The organism is Bradyrhizobium sp. WSM3983 (assembly GCF_000473045.1).
Lineage (GTDB): Bacteria > Pseudomonadota > Alphaproteobacteria > Rhizobiales > Xanthobacteraceae > Bradyrhizobium.
Genome location: NZ_AXAY01000015.1, coordinates 97,842 through 123,412, shown reverse-complemented (window position 1 = coordinate 123,412; position 25,571 = coordinate 97,842). Strand labels below are relative to the sequence as shown.

Annotated in this window: 25 protein-coding genes; 10 read left to right on the top strand and 15 right to left on the bottom strand. The window is 59.5% G+C overall.

Annotation, left to right across the window (positions count from 1 at the left end):
- The first annotated feature begins 47 nt into the window (after positions 1–47).
- A complete protein-coding gene (locus YUA_RS0122195) occupies positions 48–821 on the top strand; it encodes a crotonase/enoyl-CoA hydratase family protein (RefSeq protein ID WP_027532682.1) in 774 nt (257 codons plus the stop codon).
- 70 nt (positions 822–891) lie between these two features.
- On the opposite strand, the gene YUA_RS0122190 is transcribed toward YUA_RS0122195, so the two are convergent.
- Entirely contained in the window at positions 892–1,680 is a 789-nt protein-coding gene (locus YUA_RS0122190) for an SDR family NAD(P)-dependent oxidoreductase (protein WP_027532681.1), read from the bottom strand.
- Positions 1,681–2,102: 422 nt separating this feature from the next.
- On the opposite strand from YUA_RS0122190, the gene YUA_RS47010 reads away from it, so the two are divergent.
- Together YUA_RS47010 and YUA_RS0122180 are read left to right on the top strand one after the other, a co-directional pair.
- Entirely contained in the window at positions 2,103–2,858 is a 756-nt protein-coding gene (locus YUA_RS47010) for a TetR/AcrR family transcriptional regulator (RefSeq protein WP_198029479.1), read from the top strand.
- Between the two features lie 159 nt (positions 2,859–3,017).
- Positions 3,018–4,151, top strand: a complete 1,134-nt coding sequence (locus tag YUA_RS0122180; protein WP_027532680.1) for a CaiB/BaiF CoA-transferase family protein — start codon at positions 3,018–3,020, stop codon at positions 4,149–4,151.
- 69 nt (positions 4,152–4,220) lie between these two features.
- Here the strand turns inward: YUA_RS0122180 and YUA_RS0122175 are convergent, their stop codons facing one another.
- Both YUA_RS0122175 and YUA_RS47510 read right to left on the bottom strand, forming a co-directional pair.
- Positions 4,221–5,240, bottom strand: coding sequence for an NADP-dependent oxidoreductase (locus YUA_RS0122175; RefSeq protein ID WP_027532679.1), 1,020 nt, complete (start codon positions 5,238–5,240; stop codon positions 4,221–4,223).
- A gap of 53 nt (positions 5,241–5,293) precedes the next feature.
- Positions 5,294–6,082: an SDR family NAD(P)-dependent oxidoreductase gene (locus tag YUA_RS47510; RefSeq protein WP_063627806.1), complete on the bottom strand. Its 789-nt coding sequence runs from the start codon at positions 6,080–6,082 to the stop codon at positions 5,294–5,296.
- 175 nt (positions 6,083–6,257) lie between these two features.
- On the opposite strand from YUA_RS47510, the gene YUA_RS44665 reads away from it, so the two are divergent.
- From YUA_RS44665 to YUA_RS48525, 4 genes are all read left to right on the top strand, one after another.
- Positions 6,258–7,259 carry a nitronate monooxygenase family protein gene (locus tag YUA_RS44665; RefSeq protein WP_084292788.1) on the top strand — a complete coding sequence of 334 codons (1,002 nt, stop codon included), beginning with the start codon at positions 6,258–6,260 and terminating at the stop codon, positions 7,257–7,259.
- A gap of 66 nt (positions 7,260–7,325) precedes the next feature.
- Positions 7,326–8,531 carry an ABC transporter substrate-binding protein gene (locus YUA_RS0122160; RefSeq protein WP_027532678.1) on the top strand — a complete coding sequence of 402 codons (1,206 nt, stop codon included), beginning with the start codon at positions 7,326–7,328 and terminating at the stop codon, positions 8,529–8,531.
- 171 nt (positions 8,532–8,702) lie between these two features.
- Positions 8,703–9,755, top strand: a complete 1,053-nt coding sequence (locus tag YUA_RS0122155; RefSeq protein WP_027532677.1) for an IS630 family transposase — start codon at positions 8,703–8,705, stop codon at positions 9,753–9,755.
- A 79-nt stretch (positions 9,756–9,834) separates the two neighbouring features.
- The gene (locus YUA_RS48525) at positions 9,835–10,209 is read left to right on the top strand and encodes a nuclear transport factor 2 family protein (RefSeq protein ID WP_084292772.1); all 375 of its coding nucleotides are present in this window, start codon (positions 9,835–9,837) and stop codon (positions 10,207–10,209) included.
- An 81-nt stretch (positions 10,210–10,290) separates the two neighbouring features.
- Here the strand turns inward: YUA_RS48525 and YUA_RS0122150 are convergent.
- Together YUA_RS0122150 and YUA_RS44660 are read right to left on the bottom strand one after the other, a co-directional pair.
- Positions 10,291–11,429, bottom strand: a protein-coding gene (locus tag YUA_RS0122150) for an IS3 family transposase (protein ID WP_156947189.1) whose coding sequence is annotated in 2 segments (ribosomal slippage) — positions 10,291–11,165 and positions 11,165–11,429 — 1,140 coding nt in all. Because the reading frame shifts where the segments join, the coding sequence is not laid out codon by codon here.
- Between the two features lie 720 nt (positions 11,430–12,149).
- Positions 12,150–13,355, bottom strand: coding sequence for an ABC transporter substrate-binding protein (locus tag YUA_RS44660; protein WP_051383317.1), 1,206 nt, complete (start codon positions 13,353–13,355; stop codon positions 12,150–12,152).
- 209 nt (positions 13,356–13,564) lie between these two features.
- Between YUA_RS44660 and YUA_RS0122135 the strand changes: the two genes are divergently transcribed.
- The 3 genes from YUA_RS0122135 (at position 13,565) to YUA_RS0122125 (ending at position 16,032) form a co-directional block, all read left to right on the top strand.
- A complete protein-coding gene (locus YUA_RS0122135) occupies positions 13,565–14,152 on the top strand; it encodes a TetR/AcrR family transcriptional regulator (RefSeq protein WP_035971571.1) in 588 nt (195 codons plus the stop codon).
- Positions 14,153–14,266: 114 nt separating this feature from the next.
- Positions 14,267–15,169 carry an alpha/beta fold hydrolase gene (locus YUA_RS44655; RefSeq protein ID WP_051383316.1) on the top strand — a complete coding sequence of 301 codons (903 nt, stop codon included), beginning with the start codon at positions 14,267–14,269 and terminating at the stop codon, positions 15,167–15,169.
- 11 nt (positions 15,170–15,180) lie between these two features.
- On the top strand, positions 15,181–16,032 hold the full coding sequence (locus YUA_RS0122125; protein WP_027532673.1) for an alpha/beta fold hydrolase: 852 nt from the start codon (positions 15,181–15,183) through the stop codon (positions 16,030–16,032).
- Between the two features lie 92 nt (positions 16,033–16,124).
- On the opposite strand, the gene YUA_RS0122120 is transcribed toward YUA_RS0122125, so the two are convergent.
- The 10 genes from YUA_RS0122120 to YUA_RS0122075 form a co-directional block, all read right to left on the bottom strand.
- A complete protein-coding gene (locus tag YUA_RS0122120; protein ID WP_027532672.1) occupies positions 16,125–16,994 on the bottom strand; it encodes an intradiol ring-cleavage dioxygenase in 870 nt (289 codons plus the stop codon).
- A gap of 43 nt (positions 16,995–17,037) precedes the next feature.
- Complete coding sequence (locus tag YUA_RS0122115; RefSeq protein ID WP_084292771.1) at positions 17,038–18,132, bottom strand: maleylacetate reductase; 1,095 nt, start codon at positions 18,130–18,132, stop codon at positions 17,038–17,040.
- Positions 18,108–18,725 (bottom strand): nuclear transport factor 2 family protein, encoded by a 618-nt coding sequence (locus YUA_RS0122110; protein ID WP_035971377.1) that lies wholly within the window; start codon positions 18,723–18,725, stop codon positions 18,108–18,110. The genes YUA_RS0122115 and YUA_RS0122110 overlap by 25 nt, the downstream gene beginning before the upstream one ends.
- A gap of 66 nt (positions 18,726–18,791) precedes the next feature.
- Positions 18,792–19,595, bottom strand: coding sequence for an IclR family transcriptional regulator (locus YUA_RS44650; protein WP_063627810.1), 804 nt, complete (start codon positions 19,593–19,595; stop codon positions 18,792–18,794).
- 186 nt (positions 19,596–19,781) lie between these two features.
- Entirely contained in the window at positions 19,782–20,567 is a 786-nt protein-coding gene (locus tag YUA_RS44645) for a shikimate dehydrogenase (RefSeq protein WP_198029478.1), read from the bottom strand.
- Positions 20,568–20,634: 67 nt separating this feature from the next.
- On the bottom strand, positions 20,635–21,450 hold the full coding sequence (locus YUA_RS0122095; protein WP_027532669.1) for a sugar phosphate isomerase/epimerase: 816 nt from the start codon (positions 21,448–21,450) through the stop codon (positions 20,635–20,637).
- A gap of 78 nt (positions 21,451–21,528) precedes the next feature.
- Positions 21,529–22,542 carry an alpha/beta fold hydrolase gene (locus tag YUA_RS0122090; RefSeq protein WP_245285222.1) on the bottom strand — a complete coding sequence of 338 codons (1,014 nt, stop codon included), beginning with the start codon at positions 22,540–22,542 and terminating at the stop codon, positions 21,529–21,531.
- Positions 22,508–23,647 carry an epoxide hydrolase family protein gene (locus tag YUA_RS47505; RefSeq protein ID WP_035971373.1) on the bottom strand — a complete coding sequence of 380 codons (1,140 nt, stop codon included), beginning with the start codon at positions 23,645–23,647 and terminating at the stop codon, positions 22,508–22,510. The genes YUA_RS0122090 and YUA_RS47505 overlap by 35 nt, the downstream gene beginning before the upstream one ends.
- Positions 23,648–23,785: 138 nt before the next feature.
- Entirely contained in the window at positions 23,786–24,454 is a 669-nt protein-coding gene (locus YUA_RS44640) for a sugar phosphate isomerase/epimerase (RefSeq protein WP_051383311.1), read from the bottom strand.
- A 38-nt stretch (positions 24,455–24,492) separates the two neighbouring features.
- Positions 24,493–25,560, bottom strand: coding sequence for a Gfo/Idh/MocA family protein (locus YUA_RS0122075; RefSeq protein WP_027532666.1), 1,068 nt, complete (start codon positions 25,558–25,560; stop codon positions 24,493–24,495).
- Positions 25,561–25,571 lie beyond the last annotated feature (11 nt).

Here is a 25,571-nt window from a genome sequence, read left to right as displayed (position 1 = left end):
CTTAAAAGTCAATCGCAATTGTGACCTCTCGAAGCAGGAGAAAAAGCATGGATCGTCGGACACAGAAGGTGATTTGCGAGCGTCGCGGTCACATCCTCATCATCACCATCGACCGCCCTGAAGCCCGCAATGCGGTGGACCACGAGACGTCGCTGCAGATGGAAGCCGCCCTGGATGCGCTCGATGCCGATCCCGAACTTCGCGTCGGCATCATTACGGGATCGACCAAGATCTTCTCGGCAGGCGCCGACCTGAAAGCCGTCGCCAAAGGAGAAAGCTCGATCACCGAACGCCGCGGCGGTTTTGGGGCCTTCGCCCGTCCTTCGCTAAAGCCTGTGATTGCGGCGGTCGAAGGTTTCGCGGTCGGAGGCGGGTTCGAGCTTTGTCTATCCTGCGATCTCGTCGTTGCGGCGCGAAGCGCAAGATTCGGACTACCCGAGGTGCGCCACAACGTGGTGGCGGTCGGAGGCGCCTTGTTTCGGCTCCCTAAGCGTCTTCCCTACAATATTGCGATGGAGATGGCGATTACCGGGCTGTTTAGAAGCGCCGAGGACCTTCACGCGCTCGGCTTCGTCAATCGGCTGGCCGAAGAAGGCCAGGCCTTATCCGTTGCGCTTTCATTTGCCGAAGAAGTCTTGGCCAATGGACCGACCGCCGTGCTGGCAAGCCGTGAAATCATGTTCCAATCCAACAACTGGACGGATGAAGCGGCTTGGAACGAGCAGTGGAAGATTGCCCGGGTTGCGCTCGACAGCGAGGACGCAAAGGAAGGCCTGCGCGCCTTTGCCGAAAAGCGCAAACCGCAATGGAAGGGGCGCTGATATCCGTCTGACCGGCGCTGCAGCGCCGCGTTCTGTCGGTCGGACCGAGGCAGGACTTGGTCCGGCCCACTCACATGGCGAACGAGAAACCGCCATTGACCGGGTAGGTCTGGCCGGTGATCCACGCGCTGGAGTCGCTGGCGAGCAGCGTCACCAGGCCCGAGATGTCTTCGGGACGTCCGAAGCGGCGGATGACATAGCGTTCAAGCTGGCGTTTCGTCTTCTCGGGAGGCTGCGCCTCGATGATCGGCGCGATGGTCGGGGTCAGCGTCGCGGCGATCGCGACGCAATTCGCAGTTATATTATAGCGTCCCAGGGTGCGCGCCACCGCCCGCATGAAGCCGGCGGCGCCAGCCTTGCCGCCCGAATAGACCTCGATCCCGGACTCTCCAACCCGTCCCGCGTCGGAGATGATGCTGATCAACCTGCCGCTTTGCTGCTTGACCATAAAGGGTGTTGCGGCGGTCACGCAGGCGATCACGCCGAACAGATTGACTCCAAGCCAGCGCTGCCAATCTTCCGGCGACGTCTCCCAGAATGGCTTCGGCGCAGCGCTCGACGGATTTGCCCCCTCGTTGCCGGCATTGTTCACCAGTACATCCAGCGAGCCGAATTCGTCGACCGCGCGACGCATCATGGCCCTGACCCCGTCGAAGTCGGTCACATCCGCCTGGACGGCGATCGCCTCGCCGCCCGCATCGACGATCTCCTGAGCGACGCACGTGGCGCGTTCGAGGAAATAATCGTTGACGACGACCTTGGCGCCATTAGCCGCCAGCGTCAGCGCTAGTTGACGACCAACTCCCTGCCCGGCGCCGGTGACGACTGCCGCCTTTTCATTCAGATCAAGAATGCCCATCGATATCTCCTTCTGGAAACTCCCAGAGCCGGTACTGACCCGCGCTCTATCGATTTCCGGCGCTGTGTTAAAGCAGAACTGACTATTAAGTCAATTTTTTGTCTTCTGATACAATTTGCGGATAGCACATCGGTTGGCGACCAAAGCGGCGCGCCTGCCTACCCCTGATCGAGCCATTGCGATGCGGCCGCTTACCGGGCCGCCAACTTGCTTTACTCAAGGATATAAATGGATTACTTCAAAGTCAGAATCCAAGCCATCGTTGACGCGAACGCTGCTGTTGTCGAATCGCCGTCCGATCGAGTAGCGGAAGCTTTGACACGAGGCCGCACTGCCCATTACGAGGAGCTGAGAACGACGTGCCACGATGGAAGAATGTCCTTCAAACCAGCGACGAGGTCTATCGCGTCAAGCGGAACGCGGTGCTCCGGGAGGCAACGCGCATCATCTCAAGAAGAGGCTTTCACAACACGTCTCTCGACGACGTCGCCGAGGCCCTTCAGGTCTCGAAAGGCACACTCTACAACTACGTAACCGACAAGCTCGAAATCCTTTTCGAGTGCCATATTATGTCCCTCGACATGGGGTTGCAGGCCGCCGCCTTCGCGGAAAAGTTTGGAACCACGGGGTATTCGAAGCTCCGGCTGAACCTGCGTGCCTATATCCGCTGGCAGAACCAGGCCCTCGGCGCCGGCGGCGTGACGTCGGACGTGACCGCGCTGCGCCCGGCGGATCGACGAAAGGTCATCGCCAGGCGCGACGAGATCGAGGATCGCCTGGTCTCGTTCATCGAGGAAGGCATGAAAGACGGCTCGATCCGGCGTGTCGATCCGAAACTCGCCGTTTTCACGATGATGGGAGCGGTGACGAATGTTCAGAGTTGGTATTCGCCGTACGGCCGGCTCGGATTGGACAAGATCGCAGACGGGATGGTCGATCTGTTGACGAACGGATTGGGGACCGGCGCAAATCCCGACGATATGCGGGTGGAAATCCCTGCCGATGTCCCTCTTGACGTCTTCGGCGCCGAAAGCGCCAGACAGCCGACCGACGCGCCTGCCGCTCTTGTGGCATCCAAGAGCGCCGATATGGGCTCGCCGGAAAAAGCGAGGCGTCGTCGCGCGCCTCAAGCCAACGGACCCCGGCCGAGAATCTCGGGAAAGAAAAGCCGCACCTGATTTGCGGTCACGTAACCTTATAGTCAGCTCTACTTCGATCCGCTTCGAGAAGAGACGGATCGCTTTCGAAGTCCGATCGATTGGAATCGAGCAGCCAACAGGGAACTCTTTGCGCAGGCTTGGTTGAGAGCCAGTCAGCTTTCGCGATGGGTTGACGATATGTCTATCCTGCAAGGTCTACGCATCATCGAGATAGCCGGCTTGGGCCCGGGTCCGTTCTGCGGCATGCTTCTTGCGGATTTGGGCGCGGACGTGATCGTCGTGGAACGCAAGAATACGAGGGCGCCACCGCCGCGTCCGGACTACATCGTGAACCGGGGGAAACGCTCGATCGCCCTGGATCTGAAGCAGTCCCAAGCCGTCGAGGTGGTGTTGCGGCTCGTCGAACGCGCCGATGTGTTGATCGAAGGCATGCGGCCCGGGGTCATGGAGAGATTGGGCCTCGCTCCCTCGATCTGTCTGGAACGTCGCCCTTCACTCATCTATGGCCGCATGACGGGGTGGGGACAGCATGGCCCGCTGTCTCACTCGCCAGGGCACGACGGCAACTATACCGCCTTATCGGGCGCTCTCTGGTACGCAAGTCCTCCGGGTATGGCGCCCGTAGCCCCTCCGACCCTGATCGGAGATGTCGGAGGCGGCGCGCTCTACCTCGCGATTGGCTTGTTGGCCGGCGTTCTCAAGGCAAGGCAGAGCGGTCGTGGACAGGTCGTCGACGCAGCCATCGTGGACGGCTCTGCGCATATGTTGAACTTGCTGCTCAGCGTACTGGCCGCCAACGATGGGGGCTATGAACGAGGTGTCCATCATTTTGATTGTGGTCCCTCGGTCAATACCTACCGTTGCTCGGATGGCGGCTGGATCGTCGTGTCGCCTCTCGAGACCCAATTCTACGACGAACTGCTCGATCGCATCGGACTTGCCGGAGATCCCGTCTTCGAGAGCCGGACCGTCGCCGGGGATTGGCCTCGACAGCGGGCCGTATTATCGGAGATCTTCGCCAGTCGGACGCGCGCCGAATGGTGCACGATCCTCGAAGGAACCGACGCCTGCTTCGCCCCGGTCAACGATCCCGTGGAGGCGGCGCGCCACCCGCATATGGCCGCGCGACAGGTATTTTCCGAAGTTGACGGCGTGTTGCAGGCCGCGCCGGCCCCGCGATTTTCCGAGGACGCCCCAACCGATTGGCGACGAGGCGTGCCGCGTATCGGCGAGGATACGGAAACCATCCTCCGCGAGACCGGCTATGAGGAAAACGGTATCAGGGAACTGAGATCGTCCGGGGCCATCTAGACCCGGATCTCGCGGACAGGAGAACGCGCAAACCGGTGGCGCGCGAGCCAGTGCCCCGCTTGTGAAGCCCTATTGCGAAACGATCTGGACCAGCCTTTTGCCGATCGCAGTCCCACGCATCATTCCGATCAGCGCAGAAGGCGCCTGCTCCAGCCCGTGAACGATGTCCTCATGAAAATATATCTCGCCGGCCCGCAACCACGGCGCTACGCGAGTTTGATACGCGGCAAGCTTGTGTACATGGTCAGAAACCATGAATCCCGTCATAGCGATGCGCTTGGCGAACATTGCCTGCATTCCCTTGATTCCGATTTCGTTGACCGCGTTGTACTCGGATATCATTCCGCATATCGGAAAGCGCGCTCCCACGTTCGCGTTACGCAATGCGGCCTCGAGCGTACTACCGCCTACATTGTCGAAGTAGACGTCAATACCGTTCGGGCACAGTTCGTGCAGCGCTTCATCTATTGCCTGCGTCCTGTAGTTGAACGCCGCATCGAACCGGCATTTCGTCTGGACAAAAGAAACCTTTTCGCCGCTGCCGGCCGAGCCGACCACGCGCGCGCCGGCGCGCCTGGCGAACTGCCCTGCCAACTGGCCGACCGCGCCTGCCGCTGATGAGATGAACACGGTGTCACCGGGTTGAGGTCGGCCCAACTCAATCGCGCCTACCCAGGCGGTGAGGCCCGGCATGCCCAGAGCGGAAATCGCCAGGGTTGGGCGGCCCAGTGCCGGGTCGATCAGATGGAGGCCCTCCCCGCGCGGCTGCACGCTGCGTTCGGCCCAGTCCAGGAAGCCCCACACGTAATCTCCCTCGTTCAAACGCGCGTTTCTCGACTGAAGGACGCGACCGACAACGCGCGAGACGAGAGGCTTGCCGATTTCGAAACTCGGCGCATACGAGGCCTCCTCGTTCATCCGACCGCGCAGATAAGGATCCAGCGACAGCCAGATCGCTTGGACCAGCACGTCTTCGGCCCCGCAGGACGGTTCCTCACGATCTTCGATCCGGAAGCAGGATTCATCAATCCATCCCGTCGGACGCTTGGCGAGCACGACATGTGCGTTGGTACGGCCTGGCTGCGGCATCTTTTTGCTACTCCTGCAGTTTACGGCGGTGATGTGTTTCGCCCATCCGTACCTCAGCCATCATGCCCGCACATGACCGAGAGTGTCTGCGCGCTGATGCCGGCGCTTTCATAGGAAAGAAAGAACAGCGCCGCGTTGGCCATGGCCGCGGCTGCGGTTCGGCCTGCAAGCGCCCTGCGAACCTGGTCGAAGCGAGCGTCCCCATCCCGACCAAGGCTCGGCGGCGCGCATCGAGGGTCGCAAAAGACGAGATTTGCTCGAATGGTGCGTGAGGCCACTTCGTCGGCGATGTTTTGCATCAGTGCCGCTATGGCTGCTCCGACAGGATCGCACACCATCCGGCCCGTACCAGCAGGATTTAGCGCGGTGGTGAAGACGATCGAGCCGCCCTCGCTGAAATGGGCTAGCGCTTCGCGGCAACACAACATCAAGCCACCTAAATTCAGATCGAAAACGCGGGACCATTCCCGCGCATCGAATTGATGCTCGAGGTTACCTCCGCCCGCCGCATTCAAGACCAGCCCATCAAGGCCGCCTCCGAACGCCCGGCACGCTTCGCGCACTATCCAGCCTATGTCGGCCTCAAAGGCGAGATCGGCTGCGATGGCGCACGCATCTCCTCCATCGCTCTGGATCCGATCGACGATCTCCATGGCGACTTGCCCGTCGGGACCGGCAATCGCGATCCGCGCGCCTTCGCGAGCAAACAGAAGACTCATTGTCGCTTCCGTGGCAGCAGCCGCAAGAGCGGCGTCGCGCCGCCCTTCGACGACGAGGACGCGGCGCCCCTGCAGCCGTCCCGGCCGGGGCGCGATGACGTTCGATGGTAGCAAGTTCAACACGCCGGCCTCGCTGTCGGGGAATGCAAGTTGTCAGACGCGGCTCTCCAACTTCCGTCGTGATCGGACGATCGAGAAGCCAGCGACACAGGCTACGATACGACCCGATTGACGCAATAGTCAATTTATTGTATTGCGTAGTTATTGTTTGACTTGCAACGAGCAGAGAAGGTTCTGGATGCTGCCCCCCGCCTTGAAAGGTCGTTTGCGACTCCCGGCCATAGCTTCGCCGATGTTCCTGGTCTCGGGCGTCGACCTAGTGGTGGCGACCAGTCAGGCCGGATTGGTAGGAAGCTTTCCCAGTCTCAATCAGCGCACCGCAGAGGGATGCGAGGCATGGCTGAAGGATATCCGCTCGCGCCTTACCGACGCCGATGCGCCCTGGGCGATACAGTTCGCGGTTCATCACACGCACAAGCGCATGACGGAAGACATCGCGCTAACCGTCAAGTACCAAGTGCCTATCTTGATCAGCGCCATCGGAATAACACGGGAGGCGACGGACGCCGTGCACTCCTACGGCGGTCTTGTCTTTCACGATGCGATCAACGTACGCCATGCAAAGAAGGCGCTCGAAGCAAATGTGGATGGAATCATAGCCGTGTGCGCGGGCGCCGGCGGGCATTCGGGTACGTATAATCCGTTCGCATTCATCGGCGAGTTGAAACCCCTCCTGGGCGACAAGGCGCTCATCCTGTCCGGCTGCATCGGCAACGGTCATTCCCTTGCCGGAGCGATCGCTGCCGGCGCGGACCTCGGATATATCGGCACCCGCTTCATCAACACCAGGGAGAGCATCGCATCTGAGCGGATGAAGCAGCTGGTGATCGATTCCGACATCCGGGACGTCGTCTATTCCTCCGAAATCGATGGTCTCGGGGCCAACTGGCTGAGGCAAACACTTCCGGATAGGCCGGTTGGCAGCGACAATCCGGGCGCCAGTCTTGCGGAGCTGCTGACCGACCATAAGCGTTGGCGAGATATTCTGAGCGCCGGACAGGGCGTCGGCTCGATCGACGACATTCCGACGGTTGCCGAGTTGGTCGAGCGAACCGAGCACGAATATCTCTCGGCCGCGGAGCGGCTTCAGGTCGGCCGAGACGCCCACAGACGCAACGGGACAGTTCGGACCGACGGATCGAGTCTTTCCGATACGTCGGCTGTTGAGTTATCACGGTAGTGCGTGAGACGGACAATCGCACCTCGACGCAAGTTGAAAAATAACGAATCGAAAGGGAGAAACGCCATGGATCGACGCACTCTTCTCTTGCTTGGGGCGGCCGCTGCTCTCGGAGTCAACAGAGCGTCGGCTTCGGAAACGCCCGGCGTTAGCCAGACCGAAATCAAGATCGGCAACACCGCGCCCTACAGCGGTCCCGCATCTGCGTTCGGCGTGATCGGCCAGGCGCTGAGCGCCTACTTCAAACAAGTCAACGACAACGGCGGCATTTCAGGGCGCAAGATAAACTTCATCTCGCTTGATGATGCCTACAGCCCGGCCAAAACGGTCGAGCAAACGCGGCGGCTCGTCGAGAGCGATGAGGTCACGTTCATTCTTAACGGGATCGGCAGCGCGCCGCAGCTGGCCGTTCAGCGCTACATGAACCTACGGAAAGTGCCGCAATTGTTCGTGGGGGCAGGCGTCGACAGATGGAGCCAACCGGATGCTCTTCCGTGGTCGATCGGATGGCAGCCTACTTTTCGAACCGAGGCATCGATCTACGCCCGGTATATCGATGCCGAGAAGCCGAATGGTCGGGTCGCCATGCTGTACTCGTCGGAAGATGCCGGCAAGGATTACGTTGCGGGACTGAAATCGGTATGGAGTGGCAACTTCGACAAGAAGGTCGCCCGCATGGCAACGTACGAAACGAGCGACCCCACCATCGAGAGTCAGATCGTCTCATTGCACGACTCCGGAGCCGACGTTCTGGTGATTACGGCAACGCCCAAATATGTGGCCCAGGCGATCAGGAAGATCTATGAGCTGAACTGGAAACCGTTGACCTTGATCACCAACACGGGGATTTCCGTTGCAGCGGTGATCAATCCCGTTGGACCGGAGAAGGCGGTGGGCGTCGTTTCCACCGGCTATCTGAAAGATAATGGCGATCCGGCCTGGAACAACGATCCCGGCATGAACGCGTTTCGCAAGTTCATGAAGCAATATATGCCGAATGCGGATCTGGGCGACTCGAACTATGTTTTCGCTTACAGCGTCGCCGAGACCGCGCTGCATGTTCTCGAACAGTGTAATGGCGATTTTTCGCGCGAGAACATCATGAAGCAGGCGACGAACATCCGCGATCTGGCGCTTTCGTGCTTGCTCCCTGGCATTACCATCAACACCGATTCGAAAAATTTCCGCCCGATACGGCAAATGCAGCTTCAAAGGTGGAGCGGCACGCATTGGGTGCGCTTCGGCGATCTAATCGATGGGTCCGCCACTTGATCACAACCGCAATTTGGTAAATGCGAGAAGATATACCAGCACATTTGCCAACTCTCGCCCCGCCCTCGAAAACCCCGCCGTCCCTCCCTTTCGGGACGCCATGGTGTTTCAGCTCTCTGGGCACACTAGTACCCACTTTCCCTGGGAAGTGAGTCATGATTCAACATCGGGATGATACCCGAAGCAAGAGAAGTCCACCTTTCGAGGAAAGATCGCAAGGTGCTTGAGGAACGTTGCCGCTCACCGGTGACGTTGCAGCGCGATTTGAAGCGGGCGCGGATCGTTCTTTTGGCGGCGGATGGGCGCAGCACCCGATCGATTGCCAAGGAGGTTGGGGTCCAGCCGCGGATTGTCAGCCTTTGGCGGCATCGCTATGCGGATCATGGTCTTGAAGGTCTGCAAAGCAAGCCGCTGCCGGGCAAGCAGCCGATCTATACGAAGGCCACCGACAAGCGGATTTTAAAATTGCTCGATAAGCCGCCTCCCGCGGGATACGCGCGCTGGACTGGGCCTCTGCTGGCTGAGGAACTTGGCGATGTCGACGTGCAATATGTCTGGCGGTTCTTGCGCAGCAACAAGATCGATCTGGCGGCTCGCAAGTCCTGGTGCGAGAGCAACGACCCGCAGTTTACGGCCAAAGCCGCCGACGTGGTTGGCCTCTACGTCGCCCCGCCCAAGAAGGCCATCGTCCTATGCGTGGACGAAAAGCCCTCGATCCAGGCCCTGGAACGAGCGCAGGGCTATCTGAAACTGCCCAACGGCAGATCCCTGACCGGGCAAAGTCACGACTACAAGCGGCACGGCACGACCACGCTGTTTGCAGCGCTGGAAGTCGCCACCGGGAAGATCCTTGCGACGCATTCGAAACGACGTCGCCGGGTCGAGTTTCTCGACTTCATGGATCGCGTCACCGCAGCATTTCCGAACCGCCAGCTTCACGTCGTTCTCGACAATCTCAGCACCCATAAAAAGAACGAGGAATGGCTCAAGGCACATCCCAACGTGAAATTTCATTTCACGCCCACCAGCGCGTCCTGGCTCAATCAGGTCGAGGTGTGGTTTTCGATCTTGCAGGGGCAGTCGTTGACCGGCGCCTCATTCACAAGTCTCAAACAGCTCGAGCAGCACATCGATGCCTACAACGACAAAGCCGAGCCATTCGTCTGGACCAAGAAAAAGGTCCGCCAGCGCCCCTTCAAGGGCCGCCGTATCACCCGGCTATGATTCCGGGTACTAGGTGCCCGTCATCGATCTCGGCTTATGCACCAGCAGCTCCGGATCCGGCTTAAGAGGCACATTAGTTATGACTAATCACGAAGCTTGGAAGATATACGAGAAATATCTAGGCGCATGGAATACCACTTCGATTGAGCACCGCTTGAAAATCGCCAACGAAGTTTTGAGTGAGAACATAGAGTATCAGACTGCTAGGCATGATTTGTGCACCGGTCGAGCGCAAGTCATTGAAGATATGGCCACGTTTCATGAAAGGTTCCCAGGGGGCCATTTTGAAATAGGCGGAGTCTCTTCGCACCATAATGTGGCTTTATTAATTTGGGTCATCATTCAGGCCGATGGCAAGGAGTTTGCTCGCGGAGGTGACCAAATCACCGTCGATCGCAACGGAAGGATTTCAAAAATTACTACCTTTGCGCCAGCTGCAAAAGATCCGAATTGAAGGCCATGCGGGTTGAAAACTGAGCTAGTCCCGGTTGTCTAAACAGAATCTCCGCGTCGATAAGTGGAGCGTCTGCCGGGGTTAGGCCGCCATGCGGACTGGCGGCTGGTTGAAGTAGGCTTGATCCGGTGTGCTGCCGTCAAGGCTCGAGTGTGGACGTCGGCCATTGTAAAAGTCGAGGTATCGGCCGATCGAGGCGCGGGCGTCAGAGACGGTGTCGTAGGCGCGCAGGTAGACCTCCTCATATTTGACGCTGCGCCACAGCCGCTCGACGAACACGTTGTCCCGCCAGGCGCCCTTGCCGTCCATGCTGATGGCGATGCCGTTGTTGGCGAGCACGTCGGTGAACGCCGAGCCGGTGAACTGCGAGCCCTGGTCGGTGTTGAAGATTTCGGGCTTGCCGTGACGCGCCAAGGCATCCTCCAGTGTCGCGACGCAGAAGGCCGCCTCCATCGTGATCGACAGCCGCCACGACAGAACCCGGCGGGTCGCCCAGTCCAGCACGACAGCGAGATAGACGAAGCCACGCGCCATCGGGATGTAGGTGATGTCCATCGCCCAGACCTGGTTCGGGCGTGTGATCTCCATGTCGCGCAGCAGATAGGGATAGATCTTGTGCCCGGGCTCAGGTCTGGTGGTGCGCGGACGGCGGTACAGCGCCTCTATCCCCATCCGCCGCATCAGCGTCTTGACATGCCGGCGGCCGATCTTGCACCCCTCGGCAGCCAGCAGACCTCGCAACATACGCGAACCGGCGAAAGGGAACTCCAGATGCAGCTGGTCAAGCCGTCGCATCGTCGCGAGGTCGGCGGACGATACCGGACGCGGCAGGTAGTAGACGCTGCCGCGGCTGATCTTCAAAATTTCCGCCTGCCTGGTGATCGACAGATCATGCTCACGGTCGATCATCGCTTTGCGCTCAGCAATCCCGCCTTGGTGAGCGCGCCCTCTAAAAAGTCGTTCTCCAGCGTCAGCTCTCCGATCTTGGCGTGCAGCGACTTCACATCGATGGCGGGTAACGCCGCCGCTGCACTGCTGCCGCCCGGACCGAACACATCGGCGGCCCCGCCCTCAAGCTGAGCTTTCCACGATGTGATCTGATTGGGATGCACGTCGAACTGCTCCGCGAGTTGAGCCAGTGTCCGGTCACCCTTGATCGCGGCAAGCGCCACTTTCGCCTTGAAGGCCGGTGTGTGGTTCCGGCGTGCGCGTCTCGTCATCGTCTCTCCTGATTCGCGGGACAATCTTGCCCGCCGTCAGGCAGAAACTCCACTTATCGACCTGTTCAGATTTGCGGAGCCGGCTCTAACAATCGGACACTGCAAGCATCGTATTCACAAAGGTCGCTCCGTCAGCTGGGTTTTCGAAAAAGCGCCGCTGCGGGCTAATAGCGTCCCTCATCGACCCAACCAGCATCCTCGTCGGAACGTCAATTCTGATCTATCAATGACGCAATCGGGATCGGCGCCAGCCACTCACTGATCTAGTGTAAGCGCGAGTCTCGCCGCCCACCGCCACCTTCGTCCACTAGCCGTCAAATTTCATTTCATGCAACGAGCTCTCGCGGCTCGGGAACGCCATCGACGAGATGCCGATCCGCGAGGCCTTTCCAGCACGCCGGGCGGGAACGCTCGCTTTGCGCGAGCCTGCCCTCTCCGCCTAATCTCTGATTCGGCTCGCACCGGCACAGAGCTTCAAATACCGTTAGAGATCAGGAAGGCGCTTTCGGCGCCTCTAATCCGGCTGCTGTGAGGCAACCATAGGGTTGCCTGCACTCAAAAGCTGCCCTCTCCGTCGTTCGGTTCGTGACCGATTCCGTCGAAACGTCGGCTCGATACCTTCTTTCCGCCGCCGCGCCTCCGACGTCTCGCCGCAGCGCTTCCATAAGGTCGACGAAGTTCTCGTCTTGGGGGCTCTCCACTAGAACGATAGCGCTCGAGTCATCGGCTACTAAATCGCCGCTCGATCCATTCAAGTCCAGACATCCCGTCCGGAGGAGTTACCTTGTTGGGTGCGAACCGCACGACATTGGTTAACTCTATTTTTTTGCTTCCTTCTCGTCGTCGGGCCGTTCCATAGACCGCTTCGGCAACAGCCTGTCGACCATTCGCGCGTGTCATCGAAATTGTCGATCCGACACCCTCGAAGGTCGACCCAGCCAAGATCGACGCAACATCAATCGTCTTCGCCCCTGCGCCGGCGCGGTCCCAAGCGGCTTTCAAACCTAGCAGCGCATTGGCAATCCCATAGGAGGGATAGATCGGCGCAATTTCGTATCGATCACGATAGTTGGAGCAGAACCAGCGGTTCAACTCAGTGTCATGCGCCAGCGGTCCGTGCGAACCACGGCCCCCAATGATAGTGCCATCGGGAATTATCCCCGCCAACCGATGAAGACCGCTCTCTTCGGATACTAATAGCAAGCGTGCCTCCGGTATCGTTGTTCGTGCGACTTCGACCAACCGGAACAGATCAACGCCCCAGTTGCCGGAATGAATGAGTTGGGCACCCTGCTCTTTCAGAAAGTTGATAGGGGTTTCGACAGAGCCTGAATAGAGCGGCGCAAAGTGACCTCCGACCTCCTGCGCATCCGGCTGGAGAACCTGCAAGGCAGCACGAAATTCTCTCCAGCTATCCGTCCCCCAAAGGTATTTCTGGTTGATGCCGCCAAAACCCAGGCCACAGACTCCGAGTTGGGTCGCCACATAGCGCGCGGCGCCGACAGAATCAGCCGTTGTCGTCGTCTGGGTACGAAAGACCCAACCCCACGGGCGTGCAAACAACTGACTTGCGCCGCCGCCGGACACAACCGTTAGCAGGCCAAGTTCTTCGGCAACGGGAGCAATGGCCATTGCGACGGCGCTGCCCGCGTATCCGACCACGATATCCGCACCGTCAGCATGTATGCGCCGCAACAGCGCGATCTGTTCGTCTTCCGAGCCACTCTCGTCGTAGACCTTCAGTGACAGCTTGCGACCAGCGAAGCCCGAAGCAGAGTAGGGTTCCGGAAGCTCGCCTCCGGAATTGATGGTTTCGACCATGAGCTCTGCAGCGTTGCGCGCTGGAAAGCCAAACGGCGCCGCGGCACGCCCGGACAGGTAAGTCACTACGGCGACATTCACTGGCCTGTTTGTATTCGTCGCCATCCGTGCACTCCCGTTGAAGGAATTCTTATTTCTGGACCATTCAGTCTTTATTTGCAAGCTCCTTTGAGCTGCAAGGTCCGGAATTACGTGTCGCCTTGGCAAACCCGCTCATACGGCGCGCACACTTTCGAAATACCGCGGAAAACGGGCTTGATATTCACGACCGCTTAGTCTAGATATGAGCGATGATACGAGAGACTTCGCAGCGGATGCGCGGCCGTCCGAGAGAGTTCGATCCCGATGATGCTATCGAAAGCGCGATGGGCGTTTTCTGGACATCAGGCTATCATGCGACGTCGCTTCCGGAGTTGCTTGAGGCGACGAATCTCTCTCGTGGAAGTCTCTACGCCGCTTTCGGCGACAAGCACGGCCTGTTCTTGCGTGCACTCGACCGATACATCGCAGACTCCCTGACACGCCTGGATGCCGACCTTGATCCGCACAAGGACGTGTTGGACGGCATCCGGGCGTGCCTTGCAAGATACGTTGAGCGAACCAGCGGGGCTGGCGCCAAGCGCGGATGCCTGATTGTGGCCACCGCCATGGAATTGGGCAGTCACGATGTCGAAGTGGAACAGCGCATTCGACGCTTCTTCAAGGCGATGGAAGCGCGCCTGACAACGGCTTTGGAACGCGCGAAGTCCGAGCGACGATTGGCTGATGAGGTTGAGCCCTCGACTGCCGCGCGTCTCATTATGTGCCTGCTTGAAGGCATGCGCGTCGTCAGCAAGACAAACGCCGACCGCAGCTCATCGCAAGCCGTCGTCCAAACCCTGCTGGACCGTTTCGTAAGGTGAGACTTTCCATGGTTTTGTCGCCAACGCGCTCGCATATTTTTGGACCAAATGGTCATCAATATGCCTCCGCTCCTTTTTCAGCCTTTTGCCGTCCAGCCATCGCGGGGAAGCACTATGGACATTGAGTTGCACCCTTATCGATCACTACGGGCCGGCGACATTCGCTTTGCTTACTATCGGATGGGCTCAGGTGGTCCACCGATCATTCTACTTCATGGCTGGCCACAGACATCGCATGCCTGGCACCGCGTGGCGGGGCTCCTCAGCTCTGAATATGACGTTGTGGTTCCGGATCTGCCGGGCTTTGGCTACACGTCAAAGCCCGACGCGGGTTTCGATAAAAAGACAATTGCCCGTCGTCTTAGAGAATTCGCGCATGGGCTCGGTTTGTCTCAGGTCGCTCTTGCCGGGCACGACCTAGGCGGACACGTCGCGTACGCTTACGCGGCACAATGGCCCGAAGAGGTCAACCACCTGATCTTTATCGAGAGCAGTCTTCCGAGTTTCGGCCAGGAAGAGGCGATGGACGTCTCGAAAGGCGGAAGCTGGCACTTCGGCTTCAACATGGCCGGTGACATCTCTGAGGAGCTGGTCCGCGGACGAGAGAAATTGTTCGTCGATCACTTCATGAGACGCGAGAAAGTCGGTCTGTTCGATTCCAATTCAGTGAGCGACGCGGACATTGGATTTTACGCGCGCGCGCTTCAGCGGCCTGGAGCACTGAGATCGTCGTTCAGCTATTACCGCACGTTGCCGATCGACCGAAGCGACAATTCAGTCTGGGGACAAACGCCGCTTCCAATGCCGGTTCTCGCGATCGGGACTGATTGGGGTTACGGAGCCGCATCCGAGCAGACGGTACGCCGGGTCGCTACGGATGTTCAAGGAGCCATCATCGAACGCTGCGGACACTATCCCGCCGAGGAACGTCCGGACGAACTGGCTCGCTTGATCGCCGATTTTCTGGCGACCACGTCATCCGCCACGCATCCAGCGCCGCAGCGCCAACTTCAATGAAGGGGTCAACGATGAATTCTGAACTGGACGGCTTCCATCACAAATTAGTGCGGGTGGGCGACGTAAAGATCCATGCTGTCGTAGGGGGTAAAGGACCACCGCTCGTACTGCTCCATGGCTGGCCACAAACCTGGTGGGAGTGGCGCAGGATCATGCCGGCACTTGCCGAGCATCATACCGTGGTTGCCCTCGATCTGCGCGGAGCGGGCCATTCCGACTGCCCCCAGAGCGGTTATGACAAGGCAAGTCTCGCCGAAGACGTGCACGGGACGATGGTCGCGCTTGGTTTTAGCCGCTACGCCGTCTGCGGCCATGACATCGGGGCAATGGTTGCTCTGGCATTGGCCTTCACCCACCGCGAATCCGTGACTCGCGTTGCCATCCTCGATGCGCCGATGCCCGGATGGAGTCGGTGGGAAGCCAATTTCGCCGATCCGATGGTCTGGCATTTCGCATTCCATATGAAGCGTGATTTGCCCGAGCGCCTGATCTACGGCCGTGAATTCGACTACGTCTCGACTTTTTTTGCCGATCGTACTTTCAACCACGGTGCACTGCCCGTCGAGGAAGTGGAAATCTATGCGCGCGCCATGGCTCAGCCTGGCAACACGCGTGGTGGCCTCGAATGGTATCGCGCATTCCCGATTGACCACGCTAACGCACTCGACTGGAAGCGATCTCCCTTAACGATACCTGTTCTCGCATTGGGAGGCGATCACAGATGGGGACCCAAAATAGTCGGCATGCTGGAAGAATTCGCCGGCAACGTCTCGGGAGGCAGCATCCCGGAGTGCGGTCACTGGATGGCCGAAGAGCGGCCTACTGAGACGGCCGATGCGCTTCTCAAATTCTTCGCGAAATGAAGCCTTGGGCGATCGGCTCCCGTCGAAGCTGAGACTATCGGCGGGAGTACCACGACTTCAATCGAAGGGGTGAAGTACAGAACACCGCCGGATCATTTGTTGGCATTGGCGAGCACAAAGTCGTAGCGCAACGCTGCCATATCCATGGCGATTCTGTTGCCGCGTGCCGTCAACCCAGCATGCTGCGTTTGAAGTCCGCAGATCAGTGCATCCTTGACGCCGAATACAACGTCGGAATCGAGATACTCGCTGTCAGCCAGAAACAGATGAGTGACTAGGGTCTCGCATCCCGGGGCTGAAATCATAAAGTGGACGTGAGCCGGCCGATACGGGTGACGCGCTTGCGCCTTCAGCATGTCGCCCACTGGCCCATCATCGGGAATTGGATATGCGGCCGGGATAACGGTTCGAAACCAGAACGCGCCATCGGCGTCGGTGCGTACAACACCCCTCCCCGCAAGTTTCGCCAGCCCCGTCTCGCTTTGGACGTCATAGAAGCCATCGGCGTCGGCGTGCCAGAATTCGACTACCGCGCCCGCGATCGGCTTTCCGTCGATACCCCCGACTTTGCCCTCGACCAGAAGCGGCGCACCCGTCATGCCTCCAGAGATGTCGTCGCCGAGTGCGAACTCCGGTGCGGAAGCAACATGGAAGGGCCCCAGCACGGTCGTTTGCGTCGCATGACCCGGAAAACGGTGGTTGATAGCGTCCACCAGCATCGACACGCCCAGAGTGTCCGAAAGCAGAATGAATTCCTGTCTTGTTTCCGTGCACTTTTGACCGACGCGCGTCAGAAACGAGATCGCCTGGGCCCATTCGTCATGGCTAGGCTCTACCTCCCGCACGAAATCATGAAGGTGACGAACCAGCGCCTCGCTGATGATACGGTGACGGGAATTTGGCGCATGGCGTACTCTTTCCAGCACTGCTTCGGTTATGGACGTCTCATCGAAGTTTCTCATCACGGTCTCTTATTCTTTTCACTCGATATGAAGCCGGAATAGTTCATTCGGCACGCGGGGCTTCACCTGACCATGCTCTTGCAAGCATCGACTGCAATGCGGCCGCCTCCAGCGGTCGAGGGTTCGAATACTGATCTTTCATTACTTGTTCGACGACTCGCGCGATCCCCTCGTGATGCATGCCGAGCTCGGCGAGCGAAAGCGGATTGCCCAGCGTCCGATTAAGAGCGAACAGGCCGGCCGCCGCATCCGGCTGCCTCAGAGCATTTCCGACACGTTGCATCGCTGCCAGCGCGGCAGCGTTGTTATAGGCGACAACGTGAGGGAGCATGACTGCATGCGTTTCGGCGTGACGTAGATCGAAACTGCCTCCAAGCACGTGGCAGATCTTGTGGTGAAGCCCCATTGCAACAGAGCCCAGACAAACCCCGGACAACCAAGCGCCGTATTGAGCGGCCTCGCGCGCGGCGACTTCACTCGGTACGGCCACAATACGTGGCAGTGCGCGCGTAAGCGCGCTAATTCCCTCTTCCGCCATGAGTGAGACGATCGGATTGGTATCAGGCGCATAGAGTGCTTCAACCGCATGCGCGATAGCGTTGACCCCGCTGACGGCGGACAGCCTTGGCGGCAGAGAAATGGTGAGGTCGACGTCGTAAATGACGACCTCAGGCAGCACTTTCGGCGAGCGAAGGGTCGTCTTGCGACCTTCGTTGGTCTCCCCCAGGATCGGTGTCATCTCGGAGCCCGCATAGGTGGTGGGCACCGCAATCTGCGGAAGATCGGTCCGCAGCGCCAGGGCCTTGCCGAGGCCGATGGTCGATCCACCGCCGATAGCGACCAGACCGTCACACCCTGCCGCACGCAATTGGGAGAGCGCCGTTTCGGTAACACCGAGCGGAGTGTGCATCGTCGCTTCCGCGAACACTGCCTGGGCTGCGCAATCCGATGCAACACGCAGCGCGAGAGCCTCTTGGTCCGCGGTGCAGACGACGAAGGCCCGGCGGCAGCCCAACCGCTCCAACTCCGCAGCGAGCTCGCGTACCCTCCCGGAACCGAAGAGCACACGTGCGGGATTCGAAACGTAGGCGAAAGGAGAGATACCCGCCACCGCTAGAGCTTTGCCCCGCGAAGCCATGCGGCACCGCGACCATAGAGCTGCTCTACCTCTTCGCCCTTGAGGCCGGGCATATCCGGTTTAACGACGTAACCAATGCGGGTCTGCATATAGGCTAGATGACGGTAGCCTTCGGGATAGCGAGCGAGCAAGGCGGCGTCGAGTTCCAACTTCGCCGCTGGCGAGACCGGGTCGATTCTATCCTTCTCATAGATCGGCTGCCTCAGCACGATGCCCCAGCGATCGTTCCGCCTTTCCAGGAAATCATAAAAGCGGCCGGTGCAGACGACATCGCAGGTGATACCTTCAACATCGCCGCGCTGAGAGATCGTCATTTTGGACTGCGAGATCGCACGGCTTCCGATGACCTCAATCGATATTCCACCGAGGAAATGCAGGATGCTGACGCCACGCGCCCAGCCCTCCTGGCTGACGCGGATGAACTCGTCGCCGCTCCCTTGAAACCAGGTCGCCATCATGCGTCCGTCAGGATGCCACACCTGACGAAATCGCTCCCAATCGCCAGCGTCGCGCCAAACGACCCAGTTCTCGAGCAAATCACGGATCTGTCGGCGATCTGCCAACTGTTCGTCTGATTTCACTGCCGCATCCATGCCAAGCCACCAAGTTCTTAAATGTGAACATGTTCTTATACATGCATAAAATGACGGATGTCAATCTTAGCGGACGTCGGCTTCTGATCGCGCTGTCCGCGGGCTCACGAGGAGCTGTCGCAACAAATCATCCCGGGTTTGGATCAGTGCCTGTTCCGCTTTACGCTGCATTTCGGGATTAAATCGGGAGGCCGGAATTGCGACGTTGATTGCGCCCAGTGGTTCTCCAGCCGGGTCGAGCACCGGAACTCCTACGCCGACAATTCCCGGGGTCCACTCCTCGAGCGAATATGCGATGCCTTTGGCACGGATTTTATCGATCTCCTGACGCAGGACCTTGACCGAGTGAATTGTTTTTGGGGTCGCCCGTTCGAACTGCACGCGGCCGAGATACTCCTTCTGAAAGCTGCTCGGCATGTGGGCCAAGATCGCTTTACCCCCGGAAGTCGCGTAAAGCGGCGCCAGATCGCCCAGTCGCATATGGGTGACCAACCTGTGCGGACCGAGAACGGTCGCCGCGACTTCGGCTTCATCGCCCCTGAGAAGGTTTAGCGCACTACTTTCGCCGGTCTTGTTCGTTAGCTCCGCCAGGTACGCTTCGGACTGGGTCGCCAGATCGCGCATCCGCCCCGCGCCCTGCGCCAGACGCAGCAATGCTTCACCCAGGCGATATCCACGCCCGTTCGACGTAACTTCGACATAACCGCGGGCAATCAGATTTTTCAGCAGCTGAGAGAGGCTGCTTTTCGGAATCCGCAGCATGTCCGCAATTTCGCTGTGCGACATCTCGCGTCCCGCGTGGGACAACAGTTCGAAAAGATCCAGCACGCGATCAGCTGACTTGACTGCCGCCAGTCCAGTATCAGACATTAAGGACATCTCCAGTTCACATATATGAACTAATCCGTCATTCTGCCTTGCATGTCAACGCGATGTTGCCGGCACCACGACTGTTCAGCAGGAGCGCACGGCTCAGGATGCGCGGCTTTTCCCGTTACAACGGTCATGGCGGCGGTGGACCGAGTCATCGGGATGCTCTCCACAGGACGGCCTGACCTACCGAACCGCCGTCGCTCCAGCAACCAAGCTCGTTTTAAAGAACTCCATTTGGGCGTCGAGTTGATAGAGCATTACGGCTTCGCCGAGCTGGATCTCACATCCCTGCGCCCTCGCCTGCTCCAGAAATGACGTCACCCGCGGCTTCATGACGACATCGGCTACCAACATCTCCGGTGAAAGGAGCGCCGGATCCAACGGCAGAGGGTCGTCGGCTCGCATCCCGAGAGGCGTGGCATTCACCACCAGGCTAAACCCGCGCGGATCAGGCGCATCGGCCGCGGTTACTGGGTAACCGGCCCGGCTCAACCGCGTGGCAAGCGCGCTGGCGCGGTCGGAGGAGACATCGAAGACGCGTACCGATGCGCCAGCCGTAGCCAGTTCCGCAGCGACCGCACAGCCGGCGCCTCCGGCGCCGGTCACGAAGGCGCTTTGGCCTTCAGGATTGAAACCACTTTGTGTCAGTCCCCGCACGAAGCCCACGCCATCGAGAATGTCGCCACTCCATGAGCTATCTGCTTCGCGACGCGCGACGTTGATAGCACCGACCAGGCGCGCGCGCTCAGAGCAATGGTCAACCAGCTCAGCCATCGGGATCTTGTGTGGCACCGTGATGACCAAACCGTCGAGGTTTCTGATCAGCTTCAGGCAGCCAAACGCCAGCGGCAGGACGACGGCCGGCACATGCAGAGGTATCAGGGCTGCATTGAGACCCGCGTGGCGCAGGCGATGCGTCATTGGAGCAGGAGCCCGTACCTGCGACACCGGATCGCCGATCAGGCCCAATATGCGCATCTCCCCGTTGGGAAACTCGTTGCCCGTGCCTGTACCCCCGGATGCCACGGCTAACGGTTCAATGCCAGCCATAGCGGTGCAACTCTCGCAGAGCGGCGGCCATATCGGCATCTGGTGTTTCCGAAATCAATTCCACAATGCTCGTCCCCGAGAAGTTTATCTCTCGGAGGGCCTGCGCAACCGCGGCGAAATCGACGGCAGATCGTCCGATCGGAGCGTGGTCCCATTTGCTGCGGGTTGCGTCGGAAAGATGGACCTGGCGCAACCAACGGCCGGCAGTCCGGATGGCCTGGGGCTGGTCTTCACCGACAAACTCTGCATTGGCAACGTCATAGGCGATTCCAAGATGATCGCTGCCAAAGGCATTCAGAAATGTCACCATCTGCTTTACGGTTGGCATCGAACTCATGTGATGATTTTCAAGGATCAGGCGCACGCCCGCCCGCTCCGCATGCGGAAGCAAAGTCTCGAGACCGGCCTTCAACCAGCCATGCGCCGCTTCGAGTGGCGGCGGCACGAAGTTGGCGCGTCTGCCCGGGACCACAACGATCATGGGCACGCCGATTTCTTCGCAGAGATCAATGATGTCGAGAAACTGCTGAACCGAATATTCGCGCATCTGTGGTGTAGCACTGCACAGATTTTGATCGGTGCTTGGCAAATTCAGTGAATCAAAGCTAAGGCCTTCGCTGGCGAGGAAGGTACGAAGCCCGCGACGTTGAGCAGGATCGATGTCATACGGCCAAAGATGTGGTGGGATCGTGAGGACGTCAAAGCGACTGTAGCCCAGGCCGTGCAGCCGCCGAAGAGCTGCTTCCAGGCCGCATGCCTGCAGGTAAGTCCATGTGCTAGCGCCAAGAGGTAAAGTTTCCACGTAAGCTGACCTTTCAAGGTGTCGGGGCGCATGACGCCCACGGAACGAAGAAGTCCATCATTTGTCGACAAGGGCCATTTACGCGGTGTCGCGCTTCAATGAAGCCTCAAGAAACGGCACGATCTTTTCAATGACCGCTTCAGGCGCTTGCTCCGGCAAAAGATGCCCGCAGGAGATATCGAACCCCGTCACGTCATCTGCCCAGCGGTGCCAGACATCGGTTGCCGTCAACACCCCGGTTTCCATTCCGCTGGCAACGAGGCGTTCGTCGGCCCAGAGCACCATGACAGGACAGGCGATCTTGCGTCCCGCCGCGCGATCAGTCGCATCATGATCAAGATCGTTGTCATAGGCGGAACGATAGTCCTCAATCATCGCTTGACGCACGGAGGCCTGGCGAAATGCTTCGCGATAAGCAACCACGGCAGCGGGATGCAGCTTCTCGATTCCACCTGCCATCTGGTTCAACGTGGCCTCGAGAAATGCATCGGGATCTGCCGCCAACATCCGCTCAGGCAAATCGCCCGGTTGAAGAAACAGAAACCAGTGAAACGCACCTTTGGCGAATTGCCGATCGACCGCAGGCCAAACGTCGAGCGTCGGCACGACGGCAAGCGAACAATAGGCGCTCACACGGTCCGGATGGTCGAGCGCGAGCCGATAACCGACACGCGCACCCCGATCGTGTCCAATAACGGCAAAGCAATCATGCCCGAACAACCGCATCATCGCGACGAGCTCCGCACCCACCGCTCGCTTGTCCCATGGCCCCGCATCCAGAATTCGGCTCGCCCCGTAGCCTGGGAGATCGGGTACCACGACGGTAAAACGCTTCGCCAATGCTGGCGCGACATCGTGCCAAGCGACGTGGCTCTCAGGGTAACCATGGAGAAGAAGGAGTGGTGGTCCCTCTCCGCCTGTTACACCCGCAAAGCGCACGCGCGAGGTTTGGCGATCGAGCGGTGAAAAACCTTCGAAAAGATGCGGGGTTCGGCTCATCTTGATCAGTCTCGCTTGGAACAGGGGTTTTGCTTTTGGCTTGCCTCGGCCAAGAAAGTCATCGGAATGCACGAATGAAGGCCAGAAGGTCATCCGCCAGCAGCTCTGGTGCTTCGGTCGCCAAGAAGTGGCCGCCACGTGGCAGGACGCTCCAGCGGGAGATCTCGAATTGCCGGCGGGCAAAAGATTCAGGCGGAATGCCACCGATCTCCGCGGCTGACAGGTAGAGGCCGACGGGCACCTTGACCTGGCGTCCATCCACCCTTGCGCCGGGCGGCCAGTCATAGACGAAATATGGCAGGAACGATGTGGCGATGGTGTTGGTGATCCAGTAGAGCGTGGCATGGTCGAGGATAACGTCCATGACATCAGGCCTGGCGAGATTCAGTTCATCACTCCAGGAAGTCCATTTCTCACCCAACCATGCGACGAGCCCTGCAGGCGAATCGCTCAGGCCATAGGCAAGACTGAGCGGCTTGGTTTGCTGAACATGCATGTAGCCGCCTTCCATGGCGGCCCACTGGTTGCGAGCGTCGAGGTAGGCCTGTTCGTCGAGCGTCGCGGCGACTTCGCCCGGCAGCGCCACCCGGAGCGCGTTTGAACTGACATGAATGGCCCGCACGCGTTGCGCATGCCGCACGCCCAGCCAGGACGTCACCCGGGCCCCGATATCGCCACCACTGGCGAAGAACCGCTCATATCCAAGCGAGGTCATCACGCGCGCCCACAGGTCGGCAATCGCGGCGCCGGTATATCCGCCAAGAGCGTTTGGTGGGGACGAGAAGCCGAACCCTGGCAGCGAGGGAATAACCAGATGGCAGGCATCTTCCGCTTGCCCTCCAAACCGCTCTGGTTGGGTCAGGCGCTCAATTAACGGGACGATCTCCAGGAAAGTACTGGGCCAGCCGTGGGTTATGATGACGGGCACCGCGTCGGGATGCGGACTTCGGACATGGACGAGATGAACGCTCACATCGTCTATGGTGAGGAACTCATGAGGCATCGCATCAAGGCGCTGCCGCCAGGCGGCGAAGTCAAACTCATTGGCCCAATATCGGACCAGGCGCCCGGCATCATCTGAGCTCACGCCGAGCGAGCGATCGTCACCCGCATCATAGGACGGCCAGCGTGTAGCTAGAAGCCGGGCACGCAGATCGGTGATTTTCTCGACGGCCGATGGGGTGACGATGGCCGTCATTTGAACCCCGCCTCCTCCAGTAACCGCCTTGTCCTTGACATTGCCAGGCTTGCGCGTGCCGCCGGCGCCAAACCACTCCGCTGCTCGTTAGGAGCCTCGATGGCGATCGGGGTGTCCGGAGGGAAGGCTCTTATAAAATCAGCGAGCCAAAGGCCGCCTTCGCCCGGATAAAGGCGCCCCCCCCCGGGCCTCGGAACGCACTTCTTCAGACACCGGTGGGACGGCTGGCGCATCGCACAGATGCATGTACGAGAACAGCGCCGGATCATATTGCGCCAGATCCGCCGGGCTGCCGCCCGACCGGCTCAGATGCAAGGCATCCACCAACACTCCGGCATTTGCGGGCCCAACGTCTTTCAGCAATGCTATTGCTTCCGCCAGCGAGCGAATTTCAGAGTACGGGAGGAATTCCAACATTACCCGAATTCCCCTGATGTTGGCCGCGGCGCACAACAGGGAAAGGTTCTCCGCAAGACGACCGCGATCAGGATCGCGCCCCGCCACAACGACGTAGTTTGCTTTCAGTTCAACTGCGACATCGAGAGCGGGCTCCAGCGCGGTGACATCGCTTTCAGCCGAAAGCCAGATCGCCTCCACGTCAAATATCCTGAGACCCGTGTCCGCGAGCCTGCTCTTGATGCGCCGGATCATTGTTGGATCGCCCACGACCGGGATGATACGATCGGTTGGAAACGGCGCCACGATGCGGAGCCCTACCGCGTCAAACCCCCCGATCTGCGCGGCCTCGATCAGCGCGATCGGGTCTGCGTCAATGACCGTGAAGTGAGCTAGAGAAAAAGGTGGCATACTTGATCCTTGTGGATGGGAGCCGGCAGACTACGGTGTCACTCGCTATCGCTCAGAACAATCGTGCGGCCTGACGCCGCCGCGTCCTTCACCGCCAGTGTCACCTGGAGTGTACGAACCCCATCGAGACCGGACACTAGCGGCACTTCTTCCCGGCGTATTACTCGGGCGAAATGTTCAATCTGGCGAAGATAGGTGTCGCCGCTTTCAGCCATCAGCGTCTCTGCGTTGAGGTCGCTCCGCCAGCCCGGCTCGGCCCTGCCCTGATAATTGTAGTATTGGAGCGTCGGAAGCGTCACCGAGCCTTCCGTCCCGGCAAACACGTGCGAACTGACCTTTTGCCGCTTCATCCGGTCCGACGTTCCTAGCATCAGGTCGAACTCACCCGAGGCAAGATCCCATGAGAATGGGGTGACGGCGGTATCTGAAACGCTGATGGTGGCTATGGCGCCGCTGTGGAACTGCAAAAGCACCGCAGCAGTATCCTCAACGGGGAACCCGCGCACCGCGTTCGAACTCAGCGCCTGAAGCGAGCGGATCTCTCCGAACATAAAGCGGATTAGGTCAATCTCGTGAATGAGGTTGATCAGGATGGGGCCGCCACCGGCCTGCCGCCGCCAATCCAGATCAAAATAGCTCGCCGTCTTCAGTTGATTGTACATCACCGTCGCTGTGACCGGCCGTCCAATGAGCCCGTCACGAATCGCCTGACGCACCCGCTGCACGGCGGTATTGTGACGGCGATGGTGGCCGACCAGAACTGGCACGTTCCGCGCCTCCGCTACTCTGCACATTCCGCGAGCGGCCTCTACTTCATCGGCCACGGGCTTCTCGACTAAGACTGGAATGCCTCGCTCGAGACAGGCGAGCGAGACCGGCACATGCTGCGCGTTCGGAACGGCCACGACCACGCCGTCCAGCTTCTCTTTTTCCAGCATATCGCGGTAATCCGCATAGGCAGGCACGTCGGCGCGAGCAAACTCCAGGGCCGAGGGCGTAGGGTCGGAAATGGCAACCAGTGTCGTTTCCGATGACTCCCGGATTACCTTCCAATGTGCTTTTCCGATCGTGCCAAGGCCGACGATGCCGATACGCATTGAAGCCATTTAACTTCTCC

What these genes read in the sequence shown, in the direction of transcription:
- YUA_RS0122195 (WP_027532682.1), top strand. Translation starts at nt 48, where the DNA reads ATGGATCGTCGGACACAGAAGGTGATTTGCGAGCGTCGCGGTCACATC.
- YUA_RS0122190 (WP_027532681.1), bottom strand. Translation starts at nt 1,680, where the DNA reads ATGGGCATTCTTGATCTGAATGAAAAGGCGGCAGTCGTCACCGGCGCC.
- YUA_RS0122180 (WP_027532680.1), top strand. Translation starts at nt 3,018, where the DNA reads ATGTCTATCCTGCAAGGTCTACGCATCATCGAGATAGCCGGCTTGGGC.
- YUA_RS0122175 (WP_027532679.1), bottom strand. Translation starts at nt 5,240, where the DNA reads ATGCCGCAGCCAGGCCGTACCAACGCACATGTCGTGCTCGCCAAGCGT.
- YUA_RS44665 (WP_084292788.1), top strand. Translation starts at nt 6,258, where the DNA reads ATGCTGCCCCCCGCCTTGAAAGGTCGTTTGCGACTCCCGGCCATAGCT.
- YUA_RS0122160 (WP_027532678.1), top strand. Translation starts at nt 7,326, where the DNA reads ATGGATCGACGCACTCTTCTCTTGCTTGGGGCGGCCGCTGCTCTCGGA.
- YUA_RS0122155 (WP_027532677.1), top strand. Translation starts at nt 8,703, where the DNA reads ATGATACCCGAAGCAAGAGAAGTCCACCTTTCGAGGAAAGATCGCAAG.
- YUA_RS48525 (WP_084292772.1), top strand. Translation starts at nt 9,835, where the DNA reads ATGACTAATCACGAAGCTTGGAAGATATACGAGAAATATCTAGGCGCA.
- YUA_RS44660 (WP_051383317.1), bottom strand. Translation starts at nt 13,355, where the DNA reads ATGGCGACGAATACAAACAGGCCAGTGAATGTCGCCGTAGTGACTTAC.
- YUA_RS0122135 (WP_035971571.1), top strand. Translation starts at nt 13,565, where the DNA reads ATGCGCGGCCGTCCGAGAGAGTTCGATCCCGATGATGCTATCGAAAGC.
- YUA_RS44655 (WP_051383316.1), top strand. Translation starts at nt 14,267, where the DNA reads ATGGACATTGAGTTGCACCCTTATCGATCACTACGGGCCGGCGACATT.
- YUA_RS0122125 (WP_027532673.1), top strand. Translation starts at nt 15,181, where the DNA reads ATGAATTCTGAACTGGACGGCTTCCATCACAAATTAGTGCGGGTGGGC.
- YUA_RS0122120 (WP_027532672.1), bottom strand. Translation starts at nt 16,994, where the DNA reads ATGAGAAACTTCGATGAGACGTCCATAACCGAAGCAGTGCTGGAAAGA.
- YUA_RS0122115 (WP_084292771.1), bottom strand. Translation starts at nt 18,132, where the DNA reads ATGGCTTCGCGGGGCAAAGCTCTAGCGGTGGCGGGTATCTCTCCTTTC.
- YUA_RS0122110 (WP_035971377.1), bottom strand. Translation starts at nt 18,725, where the DNA reads ATGGATGCGGCAGTGAAATCAGACGAACAGTTGGCAGATCGCCGACAG.
- YUA_RS44650 (WP_063627810.1), bottom strand. Translation starts at nt 19,595, where the DNA reads ATGTCTGATACTGGACTGGCGGCAGTCAAGTCAGCTGATCGCGTGCTG.
- YUA_RS0122090 (WP_245285222.1), bottom strand. Translation starts at nt 22,542, where the DNA reads ATGACCTTCTGGCCTTCATTCGTGCATTCCGATGACTTTCTTGGCCGA.
- YUA_RS47505 (WP_035971373.1), bottom strand. Translation starts at nt 23,647, where the DNA reads ATGACGGCCATCGTCACCCCATCGGCCGTCGAGAAAATCACCGATCTG.
- YUA_RS44640 (WP_051383311.1), bottom strand. Translation starts at nt 24,454, where the DNA reads ATGCCACCTTTTTCTCTAGCTCACTTCACGGTCATTGACGCAGACCCG.
- YUA_RS0122075 (WP_027532666.1), bottom strand. Translation starts at nt 25,560, where the DNA reads ATGGCTTCAATGCGTATCGGCATCGTCGGCCTTGGCACGATCGGAAAA.